General features: G+C 64.4%; 26 protein-coding genes. 11 read left to right on the top strand and 15 right to left on the bottom strand.

Annotated features, from left to right (window positions below; translation table 11 throughout):
- Window positions 1–20: 20 nt before the first annotated feature.
- Window positions 21–953, top strand: a complete 933-nt coding sequence (locus RS899_RS15745; protein WP_169939580.1) for an ABC transporter ATP-binding protein — start codon at window positions 21–23, stop codon at window positions 951–953.
- Entirely contained in the window at window positions 950–1,729 is a 780-nt protein-coding gene (locus tag RS899_RS15740; RefSeq protein WP_024763878.1) for an ABC transporter permease, read from the top strand. Before RS899_RS15745 ends, RS899_RS15740 begins: the two co-directional genes overlap by 4 nt.
- A gap of 179 nt (window positions 1,730–1,908) precedes the next feature.
- Here RS899_RS15740 and RS899_RS15735 read toward each other — a convergent pair whose 3' ends face one another.
- Window positions 1,909–3,228 (bottom strand): heavy metal sensor histidine kinase, encoded by a 1,320-nt coding sequence (locus tag RS899_RS15735; RefSeq protein WP_233297921.1) that lies wholly within the window; start codon window positions 3,226–3,228, stop codon window positions 1,909–1,911.
- Window positions 3,225–3,905, bottom strand: coding sequence for a heavy metal response regulator transcription factor (locus RS899_RS15730; RefSeq protein ID WP_024763880.1), 681 nt, complete (start codon window positions 3,903–3,905; stop codon window positions 3,225–3,227). Before RS899_RS15730 ends, RS899_RS15735 begins: the two co-directional genes overlap by 4 nt.
- A gap of 178 nt (window positions 3,906–4,083) precedes the next feature.
- On the opposite strand from RS899_RS15730, the gene RS899_RS15725 reads away from it, so the two are divergent.
- The 4 genes from RS899_RS15725 to queF all read left to right on the top strand — a co-directional run bounded on the left by RS899_RS15725 (window position 4,084) and on the right by queF (window position 8,004).
- Complete coding sequence (locus RS899_RS15725) at window positions 4,084–4,620, top strand: cupredoxin family protein (RefSeq protein ID WP_315807528.1); 537 nt, start codon at window positions 4,084–4,086, stop codon at window positions 4,618–4,620.
- A gap of 10 nt (window positions 4,621–4,630) precedes the next feature.
- Window positions 4,631–6,286 (top strand): copper resistance system multicopper oxidase, encoded by a 1,656-nt coding sequence (locus RS899_RS15720; RefSeq protein ID WP_315807527.1) that lies wholly within the window; start codon window positions 4,631–4,633, stop codon window positions 6,284–6,286.
- A 9-nt stretch (window positions 6,287–6,295) separates the two neighbouring features.
- On the top strand, window positions 6,296–7,003 hold the full coding sequence (locus RS899_RS15715) for a copper resistance protein B (protein WP_315807526.1): 708 nt from the start codon (window positions 6,296–6,298) through the stop codon (window positions 7,001–7,003).
- A 170-nt stretch (window positions 7,004–7,173) separates the two neighbouring features.
- Window positions 7,174–8,004, top strand: a complete 831-nt coding sequence (queF, locus tag RS899_RS15710; RefSeq protein WP_315807525.1) for an NADPH-dependent 7-cyano-7-deazaguanine reductase QueF — start codon at window positions 7,174–7,176, stop codon at window positions 8,002–8,004.
- 70 nt (window positions 8,005–8,074) lie between these two features.
- On the opposite strand, the gene RS899_RS15705 is transcribed toward queF, so the two are convergent.
- The 3 genes from RS899_RS15705 to RS899_RS15695 form a co-directional block, all read right to left on the bottom strand.
- Window positions 8,075–8,338, bottom strand: a complete 264-nt coding sequence (locus tag RS899_RS15705) for a DUF4404 family protein (protein WP_024763885.1) — start codon at window positions 8,336–8,338, stop codon at window positions 8,075–8,077.
- A 78-nt stretch (window positions 8,339–8,416) separates the two neighbouring features.
- Entirely contained in the window at window positions 8,417–8,998 is a 582-nt protein-coding gene (locus tag RS899_RS15700; protein ID WP_054911026.1) for a phosphonate degradation HD-domain oxygenase, read from the bottom strand.
- Window positions 8,995–9,738 (bottom strand): phosphatase, encoded by a 744-nt coding sequence (locus tag RS899_RS15695; protein WP_054911027.1) that lies wholly within the window; start codon window positions 9,736–9,738, stop codon window positions 8,995–8,997. The genes RS899_RS15700 and RS899_RS15695 overlap by 4 nt, the downstream gene beginning before the upstream one ends.
- Window positions 9,739–9,850: 112 nt before the next feature.
- Here RS899_RS15695 and RS899_RS15690 point away from each other — a divergent pair, with 112 nt between their 5' ends.
- From RS899_RS15690 to rssC, 4 genes are all read left to right on the top strand, one after another.
- A complete protein-coding gene (locus tag RS899_RS15690) occupies window positions 9,851–10,567 on the top strand; it encodes a UTRA domain-containing protein (RefSeq protein ID WP_315807524.1) in 717 nt (238 codons plus the stop codon).
- A gap of 169 nt (window positions 10,568–10,736) precedes the next feature.
- Window positions 10,737–11,441: an MlaA family lipoprotein gene (locus RS899_RS15685; RefSeq protein WP_054911029.1), complete on the top strand. Its 705-nt coding sequence runs from the start codon at window positions 10,737–10,739 to the stop codon at window positions 11,439–11,441.
- Between the two features lie 181 nt (window positions 11,442–11,622).
- Window positions 11,623–12,807, top strand: a complete 1,185-nt coding sequence (gene rssB, locus RS899_RS15680) for a two-component system response regulator RssB (RefSeq protein WP_024763890.1) — start codon at window positions 11,623–11,625, stop codon at window positions 12,805–12,807.
- On the top strand, window positions 12,804–13,286 hold the full coding sequence (rssC, locus tag RS899_RS15675) for an anti-sigma factor antagonist RssC (protein WP_017517513.1): 483 nt from the start codon (window positions 12,804–12,806) through the stop codon (window positions 13,284–13,286). Before rssB ends, rssC begins: the two co-directional genes overlap by 4 nt.
- 64 nt (window positions 13,287–13,350) lie before the next feature.
- Here the strand turns inward: rssC and tal are convergent, their stop codons facing one another.
- Window positions 13,351–14,271: a transaldolase gene (gene tal, locus RS899_RS15670; RefSeq protein WP_315807523.1), complete on the bottom strand. Its 921-nt coding sequence runs from the start codon at window positions 14,269–14,271 to the stop codon at window positions 13,351–13,353.
- Between the two features lie 62 nt (window positions 14,272–14,333).
- Window positions 14,334–15,344, bottom strand: a complete 1,011-nt coding sequence (gene dusA, locus RS899_RS15665; protein ID WP_315807522.1) for a tRNA dihydrouridine(20/20a) synthase DusA — start codon at window positions 15,342–15,344, stop codon at window positions 14,334–14,336.
- A gap of 105 nt (window positions 15,345–15,449) precedes the next feature.
- Here dusA and RS899_RS15660 point away from each other — a divergent pair, with 105 nt between their 5' ends.
- Window positions 15,450–16,583, top strand: a complete 1,134-nt coding sequence (locus RS899_RS15660) for a tyrosine-type recombinase/integrase (RefSeq protein WP_315807521.1) — start codon at window positions 15,450–15,452, stop codon at window positions 16,581–16,583.
- Window positions 16,584–16,596: 13 nt separating this feature from the next.
- On the opposite strand, the gene RS899_RS15655 is transcribed toward RS899_RS15660, so the two are convergent.
- Genes RS899_RS15655 through RS899_RS15620 form a run of 8 tightly spaced genes read right to left on the bottom strand, consistent with a single transcriptional unit; the run spans window position 16,597 to window position 22,831 of the window.
- The gene (locus RS899_RS15655; RefSeq protein ID WP_315807520.1) at window positions 16,597–16,857 is read right to left on the bottom strand and encodes a pyocin activator PrtN family protein; all 261 of its coding nucleotides are present in this window, start codon (window positions 16,855–16,857) and stop codon (window positions 16,597–16,599) included.
- A complete protein-coding gene (locus tag RS899_RS15650; protein ID WP_315810444.1) occupies window positions 16,854–18,587 on the bottom strand; it encodes a DNA cytosine methyltransferase in 1,734 nt (577 codons plus the stop codon). The genes RS899_RS15655 and RS899_RS15650 overlap by 4 nt, the downstream gene beginning before the upstream one ends.
- Window positions 18,587–18,889, bottom strand: a complete 303-nt coding sequence (locus tag RS899_RS15645; protein ID WP_315807519.1) for a hypothetical protein — start codon at window positions 18,887–18,889, stop codon at window positions 18,587–18,589. Before RS899_RS15645 ends, RS899_RS15650 begins: the two co-directional genes overlap by 1 nt.
- A gap of 60 nt (window positions 18,890–18,949) precedes the next feature.
- Window positions 18,950–19,153 (bottom strand): TraR/DksA family transcriptional regulator, encoded by a 204-nt coding sequence (locus RS899_RS15640; RefSeq protein WP_315807518.1) that lies wholly within the window; start codon window positions 19,151–19,153, stop codon window positions 18,950–18,952.
- A gap of 25 nt (window positions 19,154–19,178) precedes the next feature.
- Window positions 19,179–19,646 (bottom strand): hypothetical protein, encoded by a 468-nt coding sequence (locus RS899_RS15635; protein ID WP_315807517.1) that lies wholly within the window; start codon window positions 19,644–19,646, stop codon window positions 19,179–19,181.
- Between the two features lie 46 nt (window positions 19,647–19,692).
- Complete coding sequence (locus tag RS899_RS15630; RefSeq protein WP_315807516.1) at window positions 19,693–19,830, bottom strand: hypothetical protein; 138 nt, start codon at window positions 19,828–19,830, stop codon at window positions 19,693–19,695.
- A gap of 47 nt (window positions 19,831–19,877) precedes the next feature.
- Window positions 19,878–22,601 (bottom strand): toprim domain-containing protein, encoded by a 2,724-nt coding sequence (locus tag RS899_RS15625; protein WP_315807515.1) that lies wholly within the window; start codon window positions 22,599–22,601, stop codon window positions 19,878–19,880.
- Entirely contained in the window at window positions 22,598–22,831 is a 234-nt protein-coding gene (locus RS899_RS15620) for a hypothetical protein (RefSeq protein WP_315807514.1), read from the bottom strand. The genes RS899_RS15625 and RS899_RS15620 overlap by 4 nt, the downstream gene beginning before the upstream one ends.
- Window positions 22,832–22,836 lie beyond the last annotated feature (5 nt).

The following is a 22,836-nucleotide window of genomic DNA, read 5'->3' as shown; positions in this document are numbered from 1 at the left end:
GACTTGCAACGGGAATCCCCATGAGTTCCGCGCTGTCCATCCGTCAACTGACGAAGACTTACGGCAACGGCTTCCAGGCCCTCAAGGGCATCGATCTGGACGTCGCCGAAGGCGATTTCTTCGCTCTGCTGGGCCCCAATGGCGCCGGCAAATCCACCACCATCGGTATCCTTTCCACCCTGGTGAACAAGACCAGCGGCACGGTCAACGTGTTCGGCCATGACCTGGACAAGGACCCGTACGGCCTCAAGCGCTGCCTGGGCGTGGTGCCCCAGGAGTTCAACTTCAACCAGTTCGAGAAGGTGTTCGACATCGTCGTCACCCAGGCCGGCTACTACGGCATCCCGATGAGCGTCGCCAAGGGCCGTGCCGAGAAGTACCTGACCCAACTGGGCCTGTGGGACAAGCGCAATTCCGCCTCCCGCGAACTGTCCGGCGGCATGAAGCGCCGCCTGATGATCGCCCGCGCGCTGGTCCACGAGCCGCGCCTGCTGATCCTCGACGAACCCACCGCTGGCGTGGATATCGAACTGCGTCGCTCGATGTGGAACTTCCTCACCGAGCTCAACGGCGAAGGCATCAGCATCATCCTCACCACGCACTACCTGGAGGAGGCTGAGCAGCTGTGCCGCAACATCGCGATCATCGACCACGGCACCATCGTGGAGAACACCAGCATGCGCAAGCTGCTGAGCAAGCTGCACGTCGAGACTTTCTACCTCGACCTGCAGGGCACGCTCAGCGAGACGCCCAGGCTCGACGGCTATCCGGCGCGGCTGGTGGATGACCACACCCTGGAAGTGCAGGTGGACAAATCCCTGGGGATCAACGGTCTGTTCGTCCAGCTCAATGCCCAGGGCGTACAGATCCTGAGCCTGCGCAACAAGAGCAACCGGCTGGAGGAGCTGTTCGTGTCGCTGGTGGAGAAGAATCTGTCGAAGGTGGCGGTATGAGTCACGAACTGCGCGCCAACTGGGTCGCCCTCAACACCATCGTCTACCGCGAAGTCCGCCGCTTCCTGCGCATCTGGCCGCAGACCCTGCTGCCGCCGGCGATCACCATGGTTCTGTACTTCGTCATCTTCGGCAACCTGATCGGCCGGCAGATCGGCGACATGGGCGGCTTCACCTACATGCAGTACATCGTGCCCGGCCTGATCATGATGTCGGTGATCACCAACTCCTACGGCAACGTGGTGTCGAGCTTCTTCGGCAGCAAGTTCCAGCGCAACATCGAGGAGCTGCTGGTGTCGCCGGTGTCGCCGCACACCATCCTTCTCGGCTTCGTCTGCGGTGGCGTGCTGCGCGGGTTGGCGGTGGGCGTGATCGTCACCATCCTGTCGCTGTTCTTCACCGACCTGCAGATCCACCACCTGGGCATCACCGTGCTGGTGGTGGTGCTGACGGCGGCGATCTTCTCCATGGGTGGCTTCGTCAACGCGGTGTTCGCCCGCAACTTCGACGACATCTCGATCATCCCGACCTTCGTGCTGACGCCGCTGACCTACCTGGGCGGGGTGTTCTACTCGATCACGCTGCTGCCGCCGTTCTGGCAGACCGTGTCGCTGGCCAACCCGATCCTGCACATGGTCAATGCCTTCCGCTACGGCATCCTCGGCGTGTCGGACATCCGCATCGGCACCGCGGTGATCTTCATGCTGGTGGCGACCGTGCTGCTCTACGTGTTCTGCGTGCGCCTGCTGGTGAGTGGGCGCGGGATGCGGCAGTGAGCGGCTCGTTGCGATGATTGAGAAAAGGCCCCGGTTGGGGCCTTATTCTTTTTCGGGGTATTGGGTGCATGGCCGCTGGGGCTCTTGATCTTGTAGGGACGAGCTTGCTCGCGAACCGCCCAACGCCGGAGTTATCGGTCAATCTGTTCGCGAGCAAGGACTGGGCGTCCCCCTCGCTCCTACAGGTCCGGAAACTCGATAACGAACCGCGTCCACCCACCAGCCGATTCGCAGCGAATCTCCCCGCCATGGGCTCGCACGATGGAGCGGCAGATCGCCAACCCCAACCCGGCATGCTCACCCTGGCCCTCGCGGCGGGCCGGGTCGGCGCGGTAGAAGCGGTCGAACAGGCGCGGCAGGCGCTCGGCGGGAATTTCCCGGCCGGGGTTTTCCACGCTCAGGCGGCCCGGCTCCAGGCGTACGCGAATCTGCCCGCCGTCCGGGGTGAAGCGCAGGGCGTTGTCCAGCAGATTGGCCAGTACCCGGCGCAGCAGGGGCCGGTCGCCCTGCACCGACAGCTCGCCGTCGCGCTCCAGGCGGATGGATTTTTCCTCGGCCAGCGGCCCGTAGAACTCCAGCAGTTCGTCCACTTCGCCGGCCAGGGCCAGAACCTGGCGGTTCGGTGCGAGCAGGCCGTGGTCGGCCTTGGCCAGGAACAGCATGTCATTGACCATCGCGGTGAGCCGTTCCAGCTCTTCCAGGTTGCCGTGCAGCGCCTCACGGTAATCCTCCAGGCCGCGCGAGCGAGAGAGCACGACCTGGGTCTGGGTCAATAGCCCGGTCAGGGGGGTGCGCAGTTCGTGGGCGATGTCGGCGGAGAAGGCCGACAGGCGCTGGAAGGCTTCTTCCAGGCGCGCCAGCATCGCGTTCAGCTCGCCGGCCAGGCCGCGCAACTCCTGCGGCATCTGCCCGGCGTCGAGGCGGGTCGTCAGCGAGTGCGCGCTGACCTGGGCCGCCACTTCGCTCATGCGCCGCAAGGGGCGCAGGCTGGCGCGGGCCGCCCAGGCGCCAAGCAGCGCAGTGGCCAGGGCGGAGAAACCCATGGTCAGCCAGATCAGCCGCTGCATGCGCTGCAGGAAGTGCTGGTGATGGGTGATGTCGAGGATCAGGGTGAGCTGCGCACCCTGCGGATTCCCGGCATCCAGCGGCGCTTGCAGTTCGCGATAGGCGGGGGCTTCGTCGCTGGCCATGTTCATGGCGGGCAGTTGCCAGAACCAGCGTTGGCCGTCAGGGCCTTGCAGGCGCAGGCCGAGGTCGGGATGGCGTTCCAGTTCGCGGCGCAGTTCGGCGTCGTGGGGGGCGAGTTGTTCAGCGCTGCCGACACCATTCAGTACGTCGCGGAAGATCGCCAGCTTGCCGCTCAGCAACTGCTGGTCCAGTTCGATGAAGTGTGCCTCGCTGGCGCGGCTGAAAATGAGGCCGGCCAACAACGACACGGCGGCGGTGCAGGCGGCGAACAGCAGGCTCAGGCGCAGGCCGAGGGAGAGGCGGGCGCTCATGCTTCGCGCTCTTCCAGCACGTAACCCATGCCGCGCACGGTGTGGATCAGGCGCTGCGGGAAGTCGTCGTCGACCTTGGCGCGCAGGCGGCGGATGGCGACTTCGATGACGTTGGTGTCGCTGTCGAAATTCATGTCCCACACCTGGGAGGCGATCAGCGACTTGGGCAGCACCTCGCCGCTGCGGCGCAGCAGTAACTCCAGCAGGGCGAACTCCTTGGCGGTCAGGTCGATACGCTTGCCGGCGCGCTGCACGCGGCGGCGCAGCAGGTCGAGTTCGAGGTCGGCCAGTTGCAGGGTGGTTTCCTGGATCTGCTGGCCGCCGCGGCGTAGCAGGGTGCGGACGCGGGCGAGCAGTTCGACGAAGGCGAAGGGTTTCACCAGGTAATCGTCGGCCCCCAGTTCCAGGCCGCGCACGCGGTCTTCCACGGCGTCGCGGGCGGTGAGGAACAGCACCGGCACGGCGCTGCCGGCCTGGCGCACCGCCTGGAGGATCTGCCAGCCGTCGCGGCCGGGCAGCATCACATCGAGGATCAGCAGGTCGTGCTCGGCGGCCAGGGCCAGTTGCAGGCCTTCGTCGCCGTCGGCGGTCAGGTCGACGGCGAAGCCGGCCTCGCTCAGGCCCTGCTGCAGGTATTGGCCGATGCGGGGTTCATCTTCGACGATCAGGAGTTTCATGGTCGGGGGCTTCCGTTCGGGCGTGCGCGCCGATTTCAGTCAGTGTGGCTGGCCGCTTTATACCGCGACAGCCGCCGATCAGCGCCAAGCTGACACATTTGTAATCTTCCCGACAGGCAAGCCTCAGGCGCGGATGGCGACCATGGCCGCATGCAATCGAATCCATCGAGGAAACGCCATGTCCCCGCTCAACCTGTTCCGTGCCTCCGCCCTCGGCCTCGCCGCCGCCATCAGCCTGCCGGCCCTGGCCGACGCCGGGCACGCCTATGACTTCGGCAAGCCGGCCAAGGCCGCCCAGGCCACCCGCACCGTGGAGATCAAGCTGGGCGAGATGTTCTTCGAGCCGGAGAACATCGATGTGAAGCCGGGCGAGACCGTACGTTTCGTCATCCACAACAGCGGCAGTCTGCTGCACGAATTCAACCTGGGCAGCGCCGCCATGCACGCCGGCCACCAGAAGGAAATGCAGCAGATGATGGACGCCGGGATGCTCACGCCGACCGGCATGCAGCACGACATGAGCCAGATGGATCATTCGAAAATGGGCCACGGCCAGATGATGAAGCACGACGATCCCAACAGCGTGCTGGTGGAGCCGGGCAAGACCGCCGAGCTGACCTGGACCTTCAGCAAGGCCACCAGCCTGGAGTTCGCCTGCAACATTCCGGGGCACTACCAGGCCGGCATGGTCGGCAAACTGACCGTCAAGCCCTGAGCGCGCCAAGATGATTCGCGCAAGGGATTGGGCTCTGGGGGCGCTGCTGCTGGCACCGTTGGCGGTGCAGGCGGGCGTGTATGACCTGACGATTGGCGAGGGCGAGTTGAAATTGTCCGATGGCGCGCGCAAGGCGCTCACAGTGAACGGCCGGACGCCCGCGCCGGAGTTGCGTTTCAAGGAGGGCGAGGACGTCGAACTGCGCGTCACCAACACCCTCGACCGCGACACCTCGCTGCACTGGCACGGGCTGATCCTGCCCTATACCCAGGACGGCGTGCCGGGCATCAGCTTCCCGGGTATCAAGCCCGGCGAGACCTTCACCTACCGCTTCACCGTGAAGCAGTCCGGCACCTACTGGTACCACGCCCACAGCGACTTCCAGGAAATCGAGGGCCTCTATGGCCCGTTGGTGATCGAACCGAAAGCGCGCGAACCGTACCGCTATGACCGCGAGTACACCCTCCTGCTCGCGGACTGGCACGACACGAAGCCGGAAACCGTGTTCGCCAACCTGAAGAAGCAGAGCGACTACTACAACCACAACCAGCGAACCCTGGGGGATTTCATCACCGACTCCAGCGCCAATGGTTTCCTGGCGACCCTGCGCGACCGCCTGGACTGGGGCGGTATGCGCATGACGCCGACGGACATTGCCGATATTGCCGGCTTCCGCTTCCTGGTCAACGGCCAGGACGCCACGCAGAACTGGACCGGCCTGTTCAAGCCTGGCGAGCGCGTGCGTCTGCGCATCATCAACGGCTCCGGCATGAGCTACTTCGACCTGCGCATCCCCGGCCTGAAGATGACCGTGGTGCAGGCCGACGGCAACGACGTGCAGCCGGTGACGGTGGACGAGTTGCGCATCGCCGTGGCCGAGACCTACGACGTGATCGTCCAGCCGCAGGAGGATCGCGCCTACACCTTCTTCGCCGAAGCCATGGACCGTAGTGGCTTTGCCCGCGCCACCCTGACACCGCGCGAGGGGCTGGTCGCCGAGGTGCCGGCGCTGCGCGAGCGGCCGTTGCTGACCATGGCCGATATGGGCATGAGCCACGAGGGCATGGACCACGGCAGCATGGCGATGGCGCAGCCGGAAGGTTCGGACATGGCGGGCATGGATCACTCCAAGATGGCTGGCATGGATCATTCAGCCATGGGCGCCGCCGCGCCGAAGTCCGACTACGCCCCCGGCAGCGGCCTGACGCCGCAACCGGCGGAGCCGGGCAACCGCCTGCTGGTCTACGCGGACCTGAAAGCCATGCGTCCCTACGCCGACTATCGTGCGCCGGATCGCACCATCGAGTTTCGCCTGACCGGCAACATGGAGCGCTACTTCTGGTCCATCGACGGCAAGAAGTACTCCGAGGCCGAGCCGATCCGCCTGACCTACGGCGAGCGCGTGCGCATCCGTTTCGTCAACGACACCATGATGACCCACCCCATGCACCTGCACGGCATGTGGATGCAGCTGGACAAGGGCAACGGCCGCTTCAACCCGCTCAAGCACGTGGTCAGCGTGGCGCCGGGCAGCACCCTGGACGTCGACGTGCCTGCCGACGCGCTGGGCGAATGGGTCTTCCATTGCCACCTGATCTACCACATGGCCGCCGGCATGATGCGCAAGGTCATCGTCGAGCCGGCCCCCGCCAGCGCCAGCCTCTGAGGAACCGCCATGAAACGCATTGCAACGGTGGCCTGCGCGGCGACCCTGGGCTTGGCCTTGCCCGCAGAAAGCGCCGAGATGGACGACATGCCCATGGGCTCGCTGCTGATCCAGCGCCTGGAAAGCCGCTTTCACGGCAACGACCAGGCGCTGGGCTGGGAAGCCCAGGGCTGGTACGGCACCGACTACCAGAAGCTGCGCCTGAAGCTGGAGGGCGAGCGCGACGCCGGCGGCCCTACCACCGACAACGAAGTGCAGCTGCTTTACCAGCGGCTGGTAGCGGACTTCTGGGACTGGCAGGTGGGCGTGCGCCATGACGATCAACCGGGGCCGTCACGCACCTATGCCGTTCTCGGCCTCCAGGGGCTGGCGCCGCAGTGGTTCGAGGTGGACGCCAACCTGTTCCTCAGCGAGCGCGGCGACCCGTCGTTGCGCCTGGAAACCGAATACGAGCTGCTGCTGACCCAGCGGCTGATCCTGGAGCCCGCGCTGGAATACAACCTGGCCTTGGCCGATGACCGCGACGCCGGCGTTGGCGCGGGCGGCAGCGAGCTTGAGGTGGGCTTGCGCCTGCGCTACGAAGTGCGCCGGGAGTTCGCACCGTACTTCGGCTACGTCTGGAACAAGACTTACGGCCGAAGTGGCGACATTGCTCGGGCGGAAGGCGAGGGCGACGAAGAGGGCTACTGGGTGGCGGGCGTGCGGATGTGGTTCTGACTGGCTCTGCGTAGGATGGGTGGAGCGAAGCGATACCCATCCTACAGAAGCGCATGCTGGATATGTCGGGATATCCGGCTCGTCCGCCGGCTGCTGAAAGGGGCGGCGGATTTGTATACACTCGCCGCCTCGCGCCACCACCCGCATCGCCGATCCAGCAGGACCTCCCCATGCAGCATCCCGCCGAACACTCGCCCCTGGGCAAATCCAGCGAATACGTCTCCACCTACGCGCCGGAACTGCTCTTCCCGATCTCCCGTACCACCAAGTGGGCGGAACTGGGCCTGACCGCGGATACCCTGCCGTACCAGGGCGTGGACCTGTGGAACTGCTACGAGCTGTCCTGGCTGACCGCGTCGGGCAAGCCGGTGGTGGCCATCGGCGAGTTCTCGATCCCGGCGCAGTCGCCGAACATCATCGAGTCCAAGTCCTTCAAGCTCTACCTCAACTCGCTGAACCAGACCGCCTTCGACAATGCCGAAGCCGTACGTGCGGTGATGGAGCGTGATCTGTCCGCCGCCGCTGGCGCGCCGGTAGGCGTACGTGTTCGCGGCCTGGACGAAGTGGCGGGCGAGGGCGTGGCAGTCATCCAGGGCACCTGTGTCGACGATCTGGACGTCGCGGTAGAAAGCTACGACCACCCGCGCCCGGAACTGCTGCGCTGCGACGACACCCGCCGCGTCGACGAAGTGCTCTACAGCCACCTGCTCAAATCCAACTGCCCGGTCACTGGCCAGCCGGATTGGGGCACCCTGGTGGTCGAGTACGCCGGCCCGGCGCTGGATGCCGCGAGCCTGCTGGCCTACGTGGTTTCTTTCCGCCAGCACCAGGATTTCCACGAGCAATGCGTCGAGCGTATCTACCTCGACCTGCAACGCCTGCTGCAGCCGACCCGCCTGACTGTCTACGCGCGCTACGTGCGCCGTGGCGGGCTGGACATCAACCCGTACCGCAGCAGCGAAGCCGTGCAGCCGGACAATCGCCGGCTGGTGCGTCAGTAGTCGCTGGCGCGCCTGTCAATCGCGGATACAAAAAACCCGGCCTTGGCCGGGTTTTTCATATCTGGGAGCTTCAGATGCCCATGTTCGCCAGGCTCTGCACGATGGAGCGAAGCGTGCCGGCCAAGGTCGGATGGCTTGCCTCGAAGCGCTCGACGGCCAGGTTGACGTTGTCCATCAGGGTCTCGTCGGCCAGCGCCTCTTCGTTGGCCAGCTGCAATTCGATGTCCTTGATCAGGGCTTGCAGCGATTCGCGCTCTTCCGCGTTCAGCGGCGGCTGGCGCTCCAGCTGGTCGCGCAGGGCCTGGAGTTCTTCCTGGAGGCGTTGTGTCGGCATGGTGGTGTCCTTCTGCGGTACGTACCCAAAGATGGACCTCGCCCGACGGGGAAAAGGTCCATCGCCATGCCTTTGAGCTTAACTCGCCGCGCGCACCCTTGCCTGATGCCGATCAACGCGCAGGAGCCGCTCGAGCAGTGGGAAGAAGTGCTCCAGCTCCGGCGTGCGCATGGCCGGGTCCTTGCCCAGGTCGTCCAGGCGGCGCAGCGTCAGCGCGTCCTGGGAGAACGGCGCGTTGAGGAAGGCGCTGGAGCCGCGCTCATCGAACGGCCCGCCCTGCAGCGCCAGGCTCTGCCGCGAGGCCCAGGACAGGCCGGCGTGGTACGCCGGGTCCACCGCGCAGAGGTAGCGCTTGGCGGCTACGTGCAGGCGGATCGGCTGCCAGACGGATTCGGGCAGCAGTTCGCGCAGCAGGTTGGCGCCGAACTCCTCGTGGCGCAGGTCCTGTTCATCGATCAGCTCCGGGTTCTCGTAGAGGTGGCCGATGTCGTGGAGCAGGGCGGCGATCACCAGGCTGTCGGAACAACCGGCGCGCTCGGCCAGCGTGGCGCACTGCAACGCGTGCTCGGCCTGGCTGACGGCTTCGCCGTAAGGCTCGGCGCCGTGGCTGGCGAAACGCTCGGCCAACTCGTCGAGGAAGCGGTGGCGCTCGTGCTTCATGGTTTTTCTCCTTTCAGACGGCGGCTGGCGATGTCCTGCAGGCAGGAATCCAGCTCGCCCAGATGATCGATGACCGAGTGCACGCCGAGGCGGTACAGGCCGAGTGTGGCCTGGGCGCGCAGGCGGTCGCGGTCGAGATTGCCCAGGGCATCCCAGTCGCCGGGCGCTCGGCCGCAGAGGGGGCCGCTGGCTGCCAGGCCGATGGTCCACAGGCCGGCGTTGAGCCCGGCCTGGAGCAGGCGCGGCTGGCCGCTGACCAGCACGCAGCCGTCCAGCAATGGAGTGCCAAGCTGCATCAGTGCCTGCCAGCAGGAATCCGGCGCTGGCCACTGGCGGCCGGCGATATCCAGCCCGGTGGCAAGGTGGTCGTCCAGCGCGGCGGCGAGGTGCAGCGTGGTGGCATTGGGCAGCTCATCCAGCCAGGCACAGGGAACGCCGCGCTGGTGCAGCGACTGCAGGGCATCCAGTGCGCCGGGTGTGGCCTCGGCGTGGGCCTGGGCGGCTTCGTCCAGGGCCGACTGGAACAGGTCGCGCTCCGGGGCGTCGGCATCGTGGCCCAGGGCCAGATCCAGGGCCTGCTGTGGTGGCAGGGCGAGGGCGGAGGTCAGGCGCTCCGGCGGACAGTCGGGGCAAATACGTTGCAGGGCAACCGGCAGCGTCCTTGCGCCGAAGTCCACCAGATCACCGGACAGTCCGAACAGCAGGGTCGTGAAGCGCGGAAGGTCGGCAGTCGCAGGCATGGCGGGCTTTTCTGATAATTGGTCTAGGCCAGACTAGCGGGCCATTGTGACGGTCCGATGAAGTCCCTCTGCGTGCCGTTATAATCGCCGCGCCTTTTTGCGGAAGACACCCATGCCGGTCGAACCCATGCCCCATTACCTGCGCATTCGCGAGCAGTTGGCGCAGGACATCGCCAACGCCACCCTCACCGAGCGCCTGCCCGCCGAGCGCGAGCTGGCCGAACGCTTCGGCTGCACCCGCGTAACCCTGCGCGAGGCGCTGCAGCAGCTGGAAACAGAAGGCGTGCTCTACCGCGAGAATCGCCGCGGCTGGTTCGTCTCGCCGCCGCGCATCCGGTACAACCCGACCCGCACCACGGGCTTCATGGATTACGTCCAGGCCCAGGGGCGGGTGCCGCGTACCGAAGTGCTGGCCGCTGAACGCCGTACCGCCGGGCCCGCTATCGCTCGACGCATGGGGCTGGGTGAAGGGGTCGAGGTGTTCCATATCCTGCGCCGACGCTGGGTCGACGAACGCCCGGTAATGCTGGAGGAAATCACCCTGGACGCCAGTTGGTGCCCAGGGCTGCTCGATCACGGGCTGGACACCTCGCTTACCCGCGTATTGCGCGAGGAGCTGGGCCTCAGCCTGTCGCGTTCCGAACTTGCCATGCATTCCACCGCGCTGGTGGCTGCGCGGGCGACGCCGCTGCAACTGGCGCCGGGCGCGCCGGGCCTGCACGTGGAGCGTGCAAGCTTTGTCGACGACGGCCGGCTGGTGGAGTGGGACCAGGAGTTCTGGCGCTCCGATGCGCTGGAAATTGTCATCGACGCACGGTATCCGGACTGAAGTGGCACTATGCTTTCGGCTGGAAGCAAGCGAAACGGTAGTGCGCGGCCACGAATCGAAATCCTCTGAGATCGGTTCGGGTCCGCAAAACCGTTCGGCCTCTATATAATCTGCCCGCATAGCGGGGCCGCCATGGCTGGCCCGAAAGACATTCACTGGAGAATTCCCGATGCGCCCACTAGGCGTCCAATGGACGAAACGCTGCTTCAGCCTGCTCGCCGTCGCCGGCCTGGCCACGATCCCGTTCCTGGCGCAGGCCGCCAGCGAAGACGACCCGTGGGAAAGCATCAACCGCCCGATCTTCACCTTCAACGACACCCTGGACACCTACGCCCTCAAGCCGTTGGCCCAGGGCTACCAGTACGTCACGCCGAATGTCGTGCAGGACGGCGTGCACAACTTCTTCGGCAACATCGGTGACGTGCGCAACCTGGTCAACGACCTGCTGCAACTGAAGTTCCGCGATGCCGGCGTCGATACCAGCCGCCTGCTGTTCAACACCACCTTCGGCCTGGCCGGCTTCATCGACGTCGCGACCCACATGGGCCTGCGCCGCAACGACGAAGACTTCGGCCAGACCCTCGGCCATTACGGCGTGGGCAGCGGCCCTTACGTGATGCTGCCGCTGCTGGGCCCGAGCACCCTGCGCGATGCGCCCTCGCTGATCCCGGATGCCTATACCGGCCCGTATCCCTACATCGACAATGTATCGGTGCGTAACAGCCTGCGCGGTGTCAACGTGGTCGATACCCGCGCCGACCTGCTCAAGTCCGAGAAGCTGATCAGCGGCGACAAATACACCTTCATCCGCAACGCCTACCTGCAGAACCGCGAGTTCAAGGTCAAGGACGGCGAGGTCGAAGACGACTTCTGATCCACCTTGCCCGCAGACCGTTCCTGTCCTCCAGCCCGCGCCGTTCGTGGCGCGGGCTGCGCCTGCTTGAACCCTTGAGCGGATGGGAGTACTGTCTGCGCCTTGTCGCGACCGACCCGCGCCGCTGTTCCCTAGAATGAGCGCCAAACCACAACCCCGGCGCCGTTTGCCTGGATGACCCATGCACAAAGCCAGTGCCTCGCTGCTGATTATCGATGACGACGACGTCGTCCGCGAAAGCCTCGCCGCCTACCTGGAAGACAGCGGATTCAAGGTCACACAGGCCACCAACGGCCTGGAAGGCCTGAAGGTCTTCGAACACCAACTCCCCGACCTGGTGATCTGCGATCTGCGCATGCCGCAGATGGACGGCCTCGAGCTGATCCGTCGTGTCAGCGAGATGGCGGTGGAAACCCCGGTGATCGTGCTGTCCGGTGCCGGTGTGATGAGCGATGCCGTCGAGGCCCTGCGCCTGGGCGCCGCCGACTACCTGATCAAGCCGCTGGAAGACCTTGCCGTCCTGGAACACTCGGTACGCCGTGCCCTGGACCGCGCCTTCCTGCGCTCGGAAAACCGCCGTTATCGCGAAAAGCTGGAAACCGCCAACCGCGAACTGCAGGCCAGCCTGAACCTGCTCCAGGAAGACCAGAACGCCGGTCGCCAGGTGCAGATGAACATGCTGCCGGAGACTCCGTGGGAGTCCGAAGGACTGGCGTTTTCCCACCAGATCATCCCGTCGCTGTACCTGTCGGGTGACTTTGTCGATTACTTCCGTGTCGACGCCCGCCGCATCGGCTTCTATCTCGCCGACGTTTCGGGTCACGGCGCTTCGTCTGCCTTTGTCACCGTGCTGCTGAAGTTCATGACCACGCGGCTGCTGTACGAGTCCAAGCGCAACGACATGCTGCCGGAATTCAAGCCGTCGGACGTACTCGGTCACATCAACCGCGGGCTGATCAACTGCAACCTGGGCAAGCACGTGACCATGCTCGGCGGCGTGATCGACCTGGATACCGATCGCCTGACCTACAGCATCGGCGGGCACCTGCCGCTGCCAGTGCTCTATGTCGACGGTGAAGCCCGTTACCTGGAAGGCCGTGGCCTGCCGGTAGGGCTGTTCGACGAAGCGACTTACGAGGATCATGTCCTTGATCTTCCCAAATCCTTCAGCCTTTCCCTGTTCTCGGACGGCATTCTCGACGTCCTTCCGGGAGCTACGCTGAAAGAAAAGGAGACGGCCCTGCCCGAGCAGGTCGTCGCCGCCGGCGGAACCCTGGATGGCCTGCGTCAAGTCTTCGGACTGGCCAAGTTGTCCGAGATGCCGGATGATATTGCCTTGCTGGTGTTGAGCAGGAACCTTGCATGAGTACCGGTAAAATCCAGTTCGCCGAGCAGGATGGCTCATTCGTCCTGAAGTTCGTGGGCGAAGTCCGACTGACCCTGTGTTCGGCGCTGGATGCCACCATTGAAAAAATCTTCGCCGCGTTGAATTTCTCGGCGATCATCATCGATCTCACGGAAACCCAGAGCATCGACAGCACCACGCTGGGCCTCCTGGCGAAGTTGTCGATTCTCTCGCGGCAGAAGGTCGGGCTGTTGCCCACGCTGGTCACCACCAATGCGGACATCACCCGGTTGCTGCAGTCGATGGGCTTCGATCAGGTGTTCAACATCGTCGATCGCCCGATTCCGTGTTCGGATTGCCTGACCGATCTGCCTCCCCAGGACCAGTCCGAGGAGGTGGTGCGCGGCAAGGTGCTCGAGGCCCACCGTATCCTGATGGGCCTGAACGAGACCAACCGCGAGGCATTCCACGATCTGGTGAGCGCGCTCGAGCGCCACTGATTCGATGAGCTGAAATGCAAACCGGCGCCCTGGGCGCCGGTTTGCATTTGCTCGTCCGCAGTTTTCAGCGGTTGGCGAGCAGCGCCTCGAGCTTTTCCTGGTCACGGGCGAACAGGCGGATGCCTTCGGCCAGCTTCTCGGTGCCCATGGCGTCTTCGTTCATCTGCCAGCGGAAGGTGCTCTCGTCCAGAACCTGGCGCGCCTCGCCACCACCGGGCTGCAGTGCGCGCGGTAGCTCGCCCTGGGCATCGGCCAATTGCTGCAGCAGGTCCGGGCTTATAGTCAGGCGGTCGCAGCCGGCGAGCTGCTCGATCTGGCCGAGGTTGCGGAAGCTGGCGCCCATCACCACGGTTTCGTAGCCATTGGCCTTGTAGTAGCGGTAGATGCGCGAAACGGACTGCACGCCTGGATCTTCCGCGCCGACGTAGTCGCGGTTATTGGCCTTCTTGTACCAGTCGTAGATGCGCCCGACGAAGGGCGAGATCAGGAACACACCGGCGTCGGCGCAGGCGGCGGCCTGGGCGAAGGAGAACAGCAGGGTGAGGTTGGTCTGGATGCCTTCGCGCTCCAGTTGCTCGGCGGCGCGGATGCCTTCCCAGGTGGAGGCGATCTTGATCAGCACGCGGTCGCGGCCGATGCCTTGCTGGTCATACAGGTCGATCAGGCGGTGGGCGCGTAGCAGGGTGGCTTCGGTATCGAAGGACAGGCGGGCGTCCACTTCGGTGGAGATGCGCCCCGGAATCACACCCAGGATGTCCTTGCCCACGGCGACGGCGAAGCGATCACAGGCGAGGCCGGCGTCACCCTGCGCGCCTTCGGTGGCACGCGCCAGGTGCTCGGTGTAGCGGGGCAGGGCGGCAGCCTTCAGCAGCAATGACGGGTTGGTGGTGGCATCCACCGGCTTCAGGCGGGCAATGGCGTCGAAATCGCCGGTATCGGCGACAACCGTGGTGTATTGCTTGAGTTGTTCCAGCTTGGAGGTCATGGCGCGTCTTCCGTAGAGAGTGCATCGACCTTACCCGAGGCTGATGCGCCACTCAACGGGACTCAGTGACCGGCGAGAAGTTCTCCGGCCTGATCAAGCAGGCCGAGGGAGTCCTTGGTCTTGTGAACGTCCACCGAGAGCAGTTGGCGGAAGCGCCGCGCCCCCGGGAAACCTTGCGCCAGGCCGAGGACATGGCGGGTCACGTGGTGCATCGCGCCGCCTTCGGCAATGTGCCGCTCGATGTACGGGCGCATCCGCGCCAGGGCTTGTGCACGGGTGATGGCCGGCTCTGGCGAGCCATACAGCGCGGCATCCACCTGGGCCAGCAAGTAGGGGTTGTGGTAGGCCTCGCGGCCGAGCATCACGCCATCGAATACCTGCAGGTGCTCGCGGCATTCCTCCAGGGTTTTGATGCCGCCGTTCAGGACGATTTCCAGCTCCGAGAAGTCTCGCTTGAGCTGCGCGGCGATGTCGTAGCGCAGCGGCGGGATTTCGCGGTTTTCCTTGGGCGACAGGCCTTCGAGGATGGCGATGCGCGCGTGCACGGTGAAGCTGCGGCAGCCGGCGTCGCGAACCTGGCCGACGAAGTCGCAGAGTTCTTCGTAGCTGTCGCGGCCGTTGATGCCGATGCGGTGCTTGACCGTTACCGGGATCGATACCGCATCGCGCATGGCCTTCACGCAGTCCGCCACCAGCGCCGGGTGGCCCATCAGGCAGGCGCCGATCATGTTGTTCTGCACGCGGTCGCTGGGGCAGCCGACGTTCAGGTTCACTTCGTCGTAGCCGGCCTCTTCAGCCATCTTCGCGGCGGCCGCCAAGTCTGCCGGATTGCTGCCGCCCAGTTGCAGTGCGAGTGGATGCTCGCACTCGTCGTGGCGCAGGAAGCGCGCGGCATCGCCGTGCAGCAGCGCGCCAGTGGTGACCATTTCTGTATAGAGCAGGGTATTACTGGACAATTGGCGCAGGAAAAATCTGCAGTGGCGGTCAGTCCAATCCATCATCGGCGCGACGGAGAAGCGGCGGGAGGGCTCGGGGCGCTGGGGGCGGGGGCTGGAGGCAGATGTGACGGGCATTCAAGAATGTCTATTTCAGGTGTGTTTTTGTTGGTTTCCGCAGGTTTTTGCAGCATGAGTGCTTAATTTCAGCACTGGCTTGGACCGATTTAGCACTGAGGCCATATGGGCACCATCACGCAACGGAAGAACAAAAGCGGGGAAATCAAGTACACGACGCAGATACGCCTACGTCGTGGCGGGAAAATAGTTTATCAGGAAACCCGGTCATTCGATCGGAAGGCCGCCGCATCGGCCTGGCTAAAGCTTCGAGAGACTGAGCTTGCAGTACCTGGAGCGCTGGACAGAGCCAACCGAAAGGGTGCCATCCTTCGGGAGATCATCAACAGGTATCTCACCGAGTACGAAATCATCAGGCCGCTCGGTAGGACAAAGCGTCTGGCCCTAAACGCCATAGCTAAAAGTTGGCTCGGGGATCTGAAAGATACCGAGATAACCAGTCAGCGCGTGGTGGAGTTCGGCCAGTGGCGAATGACGCCGGATGGTGGGGGGGTTCAGGCTCAAACGGTCGGGAACGATTTAGCCCACCTGGGTTCTGCGTTGTCCGTCGCCAGGCCAGCGTGGGGACATGAGATTGACTCGCACGCAATACCGGACGCACGTCGGGTGTTGCGCAGTCTTGGCATGGTGTCGAAGAGCAAAGAGCGCACGCGGCGGCCGACACTAGATGAGTTAGACAAGATGCTCAGCCATTTCGCCGAGATGCAGGTCAGGCGCCCCTATACGATCAACATGCTCAAGCTGACCGGCTTCGCTATTTTCTCGACCCGTCGAGAGGAAGAAATCTGCAGGATTCGCTGGGAAGACTATGAGCCGAAAGCGCAGCGGGTGCTGGTGCGCGATATGAAGAATCCGGGTCAGAAGATCGGAAATGACGTGTGGTGCCATCTGCCGCCAGAGGCCATCTTGATTATCGAAAGCATGCCCAGGGACTGCGCGGAGATTTTCCCCTACACGGCAAAGTCAGTTGGCAGCCTTTGGAACCTGACGTGCAAAGTCGCCGGGGTACAGGGCCTAACATTCCATGACCTTCGCCACGAAGGCATCAGCCGGCTTTTCGAATTGTCCTGGGACATCCCCCGCGTAGCCAGCACGTCAGGCCATCGTAGCTGGGCTTCTTTGCGGCGATACACACACTTACAACGGGTGGGCGACCGCTTCGAAGGCTGGCCTTGGCTCGAGCGAATCGTGAATGCCCCTGTGGTATTGCCGACTAAGTGTTACAAGAAAGGGGCCTGATGGCCCCTTTGCTTTATCCGTGCAGCTTGTTGAATTCGACCAGGGCCTTCTGTCGCTGGGTGTCGATGTAGGTAGCCAGGTCGTTCAGGTGTACGCCGCGCTCGCCTTTCTGGCTTGCTTCCAGACTGGTGACTATCAGTTTGATCGAGCCGTTGGCCAGCTTGCGCCGAAAGTTCTCGATGGTCAGGTGGCTGAAGTAGTCGCGGCGTACATCCTCCAGGGGGATGACGGTGCGGCCGCTGTACTGGGCCATCAGCAGGAATACGGTATTCATGGGTGTGCCTCCTGTCGCGCCATGCTTATGGCTATAGCCAGCGGGCGGACCCAGACCGGCAGGCTGTTTAGCGTGAACGTCTCGCCCTGTTCGGCCAGCAGGAGTGTCGTGGCCATGAGGTCGGCGATTTTTCTGGCGGCGGCGCGGGGGACGGCGTTGCCGATGCGTTCGCGCCAGGCGCTGTCGCTGTTGCCGTGCAGGATGAACTGCTCGCCGACCTGGCGCAGCTGGCCGGTCTGTTCGCACGGTTGCCAGATGTCTTCCGGGTCGAACAGGGACTGCAGGGCGGCGAGTTCCAGGGTGGTGAAGGGGCGGTGCCACGTGCCGTCGATGCTGCGAATGACGCAGTTAAGTCTTTCGTTGGCGGCAGGCATGCGCGCGTCTGCAACCGACCATCGCCCATTGTCGTGGCGTGCGCTGGCGGATACGGCGCCGGTGTAGTCGTTCCAGCCGACCACGCCGTAGTGGCCTCCGGTGAGGTAAGCGTCGCCTTTGCTGCGGTGCAGCACGCGAGGATCGGCGACGGACTGCCAGCCGCCCTGGACGCCCTTGCCGCCCGCGATGATGACGCCGGCGGGGCGGTCGTAACGGATGACGCGGTAATTGTTGGAGTGGCGCTTCCAATTCGGGCGCGGGTCGCTGACGCTGAACTTGCCTTGCCCGGGCGACTTCTGGCCGGTGATGGTGCCGCAGGCTTCATCCCAGGCGACGACGCCGAACTGTTGGCCGTAGTTCCAGCGCGCCGACTGTTCGTAGCGCGGGTCGGCGACTGAGTAAGCTCCGTTGGTGGGGCCGCTTCGACCAGCGATAACGCCGGTGCTGTCCTCCCAGCCGTTCACGCCCAGATAGCCCGCCTGGTACTCCGGCACGATGACGAAGTCGCGCAGATATCCATCCTCGATCGCCAGTTCGTTGAGGCTGCGCCAGTCGCTGCCGGCGCGGACCAGGGCGAGGCGAACCCAGGTTTGCCATTGCAGCGACGGCACGCGGTGCATGGGACCAGCGAGTTCGACGTCGCCGGCCAGGGGCATGCGGCTGAGGATTTCGCCGACGCCGCGCAGGCTGTACTGCTGGGGCTGGTAGAGGAAGGCCGGAACCTTGGCGACGTGGCGGGCGACCAGCAGCATGCGCGGGCGGCTCTCGGCGAGGCCGGCAATCTTGCCGCAGTCGTGGGTGGTTTCGGCCACGGCGTAGCCGTAGTGACTGAACAGCTGGCGTATCTGGTCGAGCAGATGGCGGCCCCGCGTGGCCAGGCGCGGGACGTTCTCGAAAATGATCAGGCCGACGGGGTCGTCCTTCCAGGCTTCGAGCATCAGCCAGACACAGCGCAGGGTCAGCTCGTTCAAGGCTTGGTAACGCGGTGTGACGCTCAGGCCCTGGGCCAACAAGCCGCTTGCTCCCTTGCAGGGGCTGCTGATGAAGACGGCGTCGGGGAACTCGTAGCCGGCCGAGCGGCGGATATCGTCGACGGTGGCTTCCACCCAGCCGGGCGGCGGTTCTTTGCCGTGGAAACGGGTGTACTGATCGCGGGTGAACAGGTCCAGCAGGGTGCCCTTGGTGCCGGTGGCTTTCTCGAAGTCGTGCAGGGCGCCTTGGGCATTGTCGACGCCGCCGAGACAGCGCCAGGACGCCTGGACGTTGCCGACGATGGCGCTGGAGTCATTGAAGCCTGCCGAGCCGCCGCCCAGGCCACAGCAGAAGCCGTAATGCTTGAAGGTGCGACGGAGCATCATGAGCCAGCTCCTTTTTCCTGATCGACTGCGCGGGTCTCACTGTCGCCGCACAGGGCGCGGGTGAGGGCGTTGGGTTGGTCGGCGGGGGTGAGGTCGTCCAGGCGGATGACGTCTGTGCGACCGTTGCCGTAGCGGACGGTGGCGGTGAGTTCGGCCAGCTCTGCGATGCAGGCCTCGCGGATGGTAATTCGGACGGTGCGGGAGCTAGATCGGACGACGGCGAAGCTGACGCGGTCGCCGACCTTGAGGGTGGGTGTGCTAGCCTTTGCGCCGCTGCCCTGGGGGTGATTCGCTTGCATGGTGTGTCTCCGTTCGGGGTGGTTGGCGTCAGGGGGTTGCCGCCCCCTGGCGCCTCTTTTTCAGATGCGGGCGAGGTGCTCGCGGATTTCCTGGCAAGACACGCAGGTTTCACAGCCGGGTACGGCTTCGCGGCGTGCCTCGGGGATGGGGTTGCCGCAGTCGTCACACCATTCGGCGCTGGGTCCGGCTGCTGTCGGGCGGTTGGCCAGGGCTACCTGCAACAGGTAGTCGGCGTGGTCGTTGGCGCGGTCGATGACGTCCATTCCTGATTTCTCCTTTCCTTCCGCCTCAGCGAATCTGAATCAGGTCGTCGCCGCTCTTGGCGTAGAGGTGTACGTCGTCGAGGCGATAGCGACCGCCAGCACCGCCGATGACGACGTAGCCGTCAGCTGAAGGCTCCAGTTCAACCCTGAAGGGATGGCCATAGCCCTGAGCCTCGCACCAGTTGATCTGAGCGGCGTACTTGCTGGTGGGCCTGATGCCGGCGAACAACTGCTGTGTGCCGGCTTCGGGGGCGGCGGGCGCGCACGTGAGGTCGCCGGTTTCGATGAAGGCGACCAGGTAGGGCAGTAGCTCGGCGGCCTGTGCCTGTGAGAGGTGCATGCGATGTTCGCTGGGGCCGAACCAGACGCAGACCGGCTCTACGAGGCTGCTCAGTTGGAGCGTGCAGGCGCAGCCGTAGAGATCCTTGAATTGGATCAGGGGGAAACCCCGCTCGGTGTTGGTGACGTTCAATACGAAGTGCGTCGCTTGCATGGTGTGTCTCCGTTGGGTGTTGCCGGCGTTGCCGCGCCGGGTGGGGTCAAGCGTGGTAAAGGGCGTTGCCGATGTAGTAGGTGAGGCCGAAGGCGAGCAGGTCGAACAGGGCGAGGCTGCCCAGAACCAGCCAACTGGTGAGGCGGTCGGGGGTGTTGGGGCCTTGGGGTTGGTCGGGGTGCATGGTGTGTCTCCTTTCGGGGGTGATATCTGCCGGCGTTGCCGCGCCGGTCAGTGGGCTTCGAAGACCCAGCATTTGACGGTGCTGGGACGTGGGGTACGGTTGCGGCTGAGGTCCTGCGCGCGGACAGCGCTGTCGACGGCGGCGCAGCGGATGAACTTGTGCTGACGGGATTCACGCAGCAGGTCGCGCAGGGTGGCGACGTCGGCCAGCTTCTGGCGGAACTCGCTGGCCAGGTGTGCGAATTCATTGAGGTTGATGGCGATGGTGTCGGGCTTCTTGCTGTGGTTGACGACGGGGTGGTCGGCGGTGTTTTCGAGGAACTCGTAGACCTCCCAAAACTCGGCCACCTCGGTGCAGTCGGCGTTGACGGCTTCTTGTCGCTCGAGGGCCATGACGGTCAGGGTCTGTTGAGCGCAGGCGAGTTGGTGGTCGCTCAGGGGCACAACGAGGCGCAGGCAGTCGACAAGGGCCATCAGCTGGGCGTGGTTCTTGATGAGGCGTTCGATGCGAATCTGCTTGAGCCCGCGCAAGGCGGCGCAGTGGACGTCGAAGCGCTGGCGGAACCGCTCCATTACGGCCTTTTCTGCCCGCAAGGCCAGCAGGAGGAAGTGGCTGACCTCGGCGCAGGTCAGGTGGTTGAGGTGGTCCGCAGCGGCCTGGCTTTCAACTGTGACCTGCGGGCGCTCGAACCAGAGTTTGACGATGCGGGTGAGGATCGCTTCGGACGCCATGACGGTAGCGTTCTGGCTGAATACCAGGGAGCCCCGGAAGGGTGGTTCCTTGGTTTCGTTGCCGCTGGTCTTCTGGCCGGTGACGCCCAGGCCGCGACCGTTGTAGAGGGGTTTGAATTCGTCCCAGTCGAATGACTTGGCCTTGGCCGGGTTGGCGTGGTTGTTGTCACTGCGGTCGGCTTCGAGCATGACCATGGGCAGGTTGGACAGCTGGCTGAGCCAGCGACGGCGGCCGGCAGGGGTCATCTTGGCCGGGTCCTGGCCTTCCTCGTCGGGGCGGCCGAGCAGCTTCCAGAGAAACATGAGCAAAGTGGACTTGCCGGCGCCGGCCTCGCCGGTGGCTTCGAGGAAGGGGAAGCTCTGGAACTCGGCGCGTATCTGTTCGGCGAAGAGCGAGCCGAAGAAGAAGGCGAGGGCGACCAGGCCCTTGGCGCCAAAGCACAGCCAGAGCCAGTCGAGCCACTCTCGGCGGTAGCCCTGGTCGGACAGGGCGACGTCGAGCTTGATGGAGCGCTGCAAGGTCTTGATCTGCAGCTTGCCGAACTCGAAAAAATCTTCTTCGTTGACCGCTTGGACGAGGCCGTCGCGGACGGCGATGTCGCCCAGGATGTAGCACTGGTGGTCCTTGCTGTAGCCCAGGTAGTCGATGGTCTCGACGGTCTTCAAGCCTTCGAGCTGGTCCTTGATGATGCGGTCGAGCTGGTTGCCTGTGCCTGTGTAGATGGCGCCGGCGGCGACGCCGAGCAGGCGTTTCTTGAAGTCACTGGCGCCGGCGACATGGGCGGCGGTGAAGGCGTTCTTGACGATGCTGCCGTCGGGCAGGTCGACGCGGAAGTAGTACCAGCTGTCGTCGGTGACTTCATTGCGCTGGAAGTACAGGGCCTGCGGGTAGCAGTTGGCGATTTCGACGACACCGCCTGCCTCGCGCAGGGCCTTGTCACGCATCTGGCGGTTGTTGAGCAGCTTGTCTTCGGCGTCGTCGCTCTTTTCGATGATCGCCATTGCCTTGTTGAACTTCTCGATATCCAGCTTGAACCAGTACAGACGATTGGCGTAGCGGAAATGGAACTCACCGCGGTTGGCCCAGTTGTAGAGCAGCAGGCCTTTATCTGCAGCGCTTTGCGCGAATGCCAGGGCGCCGTGGTGGCGGGCGAGCTTGATGTCCTTGCTGATCTGCTCGTTGCGTTGGCCTTCGTTGTCGATGAACTTCCAGCGCAGGTGCCAGTCGTTCCAATCGGTCTTGCGCTTGCCGTGCTGGGGGATCAGTGCGGCTTCACAGTTGAAGCCCAGCTCCCGCGCCTGGGTGGCCCAGCGACGGGCGTAACTGATGGCCTTCTCTTCGTTATCCAAGGCCCAGATGAGTTTCGGCAACCGCCCTTCACGCATGGCCAGCAGTTCGCGCAGGGAGTCTTCGGGGTAGTAGTTGGAACTCATCGCCGAAACGGCGGCGATGTTGTTATGGACCAGGGCGGTGGCGTCGAAGATACCCTCGGTGATCCAAAGCTCTTTCACTTCCAACATGTCGACGCAAGGTGGAACCCACCAGGCGCCACGGGGGCTGGCCCCTGGCTTGAAGCGGGCCTTCTTCTTGCCGAAGCGCTCGGGGCGGTCGATCAGCCGCTCCCAGTAGACGCCCTTGTCCAGAGGGAAGCGGACGGTGGCGCTGCCTATGTTGAGGTCGCGGTCCCAGTAGTTTTCCTGGCTGTACCAGCCCTCGATCAAGCCCAGGTCAAAGCCGCGGCCGAACGATAGGTAGGCCTTGGCTGTCGCTGCTGGGTCTTTTTCCGTGGCTGGAACGCGCTTGCTCCAGTCATCGAACAGCTCGGGCCATAGCTCTTTGACGTGCCATTGCTGATCGCATTTGCCCCGCCCGCAACGGATGAAATAGGGCTTGTTGATCAGTGCGTAGAGTTCTCGCTTGTGGCAGGCCGGGCATTCTCCTTTGCGCAGGTACTCGGTGTTCCTGATGGGCTGCAGACCGAATTGGTCTTGCATCCGGCGAAGGACTTCGTCCTGCAGTTGGCGGTCCATGTCCATCATGGCTTGAACCCCAGCTGCAGGCGTAGGGCGCGGCGGGTGCGGTAGATGCCGACGATGTGGGGATGGTCGAGCAGGATGGCGCGGGCGCGCTCGCCCTGGGGAGTGTGGCGGTAGCGGTCGGTGTACCAGGCTTCGGCCATGGCCAGCTGGTACTGATTGTCGAGCCAGCGCAGGTAGGCCAGCGCCTGGTGGCGCTGCACTTCCACTGTGACCGGGATGATGCCTTGCATGGCGA

The sequence above is a fragment of the Pseudomonas sp. C9-3 genome, from assembly GCF_032392015.1.
GTDB classification, from domain to species: Bacteria; Pseudomonadota; Gammaproteobacteria; order Pseudomonadales; family Pseudomonadaceae; genus Pseudomonas; species Pseudomonas nitroreducens.
This window is presented reverse-complemented; position numbering and strand designations above follow the sequence as displayed.

What these genes read in the sequence shown, in the direction of transcription:
- RS899_RS15685 (WP_054911029.1), top strand. Translation starts at nt 10,737, where the DNA reads ATGCGCCCACTAGGCGTCCAATGGACGAAACGCTGCTTCAGCCTGCTC.
- RS899_RS15635 (WP_315807517.1), bottom strand. Translation starts at nt 19,646, where the DNA reads ATGCAAGCGACGCACTTCGTATTGAACGTCACCAACACCGAGCGGGGT.
- tal (WP_315807523.1), bottom strand. Translation starts at nt 14,271, where the DNA reads ATGACCTCCAAGCTGGAACAACTCAAGCAATACACCACGGTTGTCGCC.
- RS899_RS15645 (WP_315807519.1), bottom strand. Translation starts at nt 18,889, where the DNA reads ATGCAAGCGAATCACCCCCAGGGCAGCGGCGCAAAGGCTAGCACACCC.
- RS899_RS15655 (WP_315807520.1), bottom strand. Translation starts at nt 16,857, where the DNA reads ATGAATACCGTATTCCTGCTGATGGCCCAGTACAGCGGCCGCACCGTC.
- rssB (WP_024763890.1), top strand. Translation starts at nt 11,623, where the DNA reads ATGCACAAAGCCAGTGCCTCGCTGCTGATTATCGATGACGACGACGTC.
- RS899_RS15700 (WP_054911026.1), bottom strand. Translation starts at nt 8,998, where the DNA reads ATGAAGCACGAGCGCCACCGCTTCCTCGACGAGTTGGCCGAGCGTTTC.
- RS899_RS15650 (WP_315810444.1), bottom strand. Translation starts at nt 18,587, where the DNA reads ATGCTCCGTCGCACCTTCAAGCATTACGGCTTCTGCTGTGGCCTGGGC.
- queF (WP_315807525.1), top strand. Translation starts at nt 7,174, where the DNA reads ATGCAGCATCCCGCCGAACACTCGCCCCTGGGCAAATCCAGCGAATAC.
- dusA (WP_315807522.1), bottom strand. Translation starts at nt 15,344, where the DNA reads ATGCCCGTCACATCTGCCTCCAGCCCCCGCCCCCAGCGCCCCGAGCCC.
- RS899_RS15725 (WP_315807528.1), top strand. Translation starts at nt 4,084, where the DNA reads ATGTCCCCGCTCAACCTGTTCCGTGCCTCCGCCCTCGGCCTCGCCGCC.
- RS899_RS15620 (WP_315807514.1), bottom strand. Translation starts at nt 22,831, where the DNA reads ATGCAAGGCATCATCCCGGTCACAGTGGAAGTGCAGCGCCACCAGGCG.
- RS899_RS15660 (WP_315807521.1), top strand. Translation starts at nt 15,450, where the DNA reads ATGGGCACCATCACGCAACGGAAGAACAAAAGCGGGGAAATCAAGTAC.
- RS899_RS15705 (WP_024763885.1), bottom strand. Translation starts at nt 8,338, where the DNA reads ATGCCGACACAACGCCTCCAGGAAGAACTCCAGGCCCTGCGCGACCAG.
- RS899_RS15695 (WP_054911027.1), bottom strand. Translation starts at nt 9,738, where the DNA reads ATGCCTGCGACTGCCGACCTTCCGCGCTTCACGACCCTGCTGTTCGGA.
- RS899_RS15715 (WP_315807526.1), top strand. Translation starts at nt 6,296, where the DNA reads ATGAAACGCATTGCAACGGTGGCCTGCGCGGCGACCCTGGGCTTGGCC.
- rssC (WP_017517513.1), top strand. Translation starts at nt 12,804, where the DNA reads ATGAGTACCGGTAAAATCCAGTTCGCCGAGCAGGATGGCTCATTCGTC.
- RS899_RS15730 (WP_024763880.1), bottom strand. Translation starts at nt 3,905, where the DNA reads ATGAAACTCCTGATCGTCGAAGATGAACCCCGCATCGGCCAATACCTG.
- RS899_RS15625 (WP_315807515.1), bottom strand. Translation starts at nt 22,601, where the DNA reads ATGATGGACATGGACCGCCAACTGCAGGACGAAGTCCTTCGCCGGATG.
- RS899_RS15630 (WP_315807516.1), bottom strand. Translation starts at nt 19,830, where the DNA reads ATGCACCCCGACCAACCCCAAGGCCCCAACACCCCCGACCGCCTCACC.
- RS899_RS15690 (WP_315807524.1), top strand. Translation starts at nt 9,851, where the DNA reads ATGCCGGTCGAACCCATGCCCCATTACCTGCGCATTCGCGAGCAGTTG.
- RS899_RS15735 (WP_233297921.1), bottom strand. Translation starts at nt 3,228, where the DNA reads ATGAGCGCCCGCCTCTCCCTCGGCCTGCGCCTGAGCCTGCTGTTCGCC.
- RS899_RS15640 (WP_315807518.1), bottom strand. Translation starts at nt 19,153, where the DNA reads ATGGACGTCATCGACCGCGCCAACGACCACGCCGACTACCTGTTGCAG.
- RS899_RS15745 (WP_169939580.1), top strand. Translation starts at nt 21, where the DNA reads ATGAGTTCCGCGCTGTCCATCCGTCAACTGACGAAGACTTACGGCAAC.
- RS899_RS15720 (WP_315807527.1), top strand. Translation starts at nt 4,631, where the DNA reads ATGATTCGCGCAAGGGATTGGGCTCTGGGGGCGCTGCTGCTGGCACCG.
- RS899_RS15740 (WP_024763878.1), top strand. Translation starts at nt 950, where the DNA reads ATGAGTCACGAACTGCGCGCCAACTGGGTCGCCCTCAACACCATCGTC.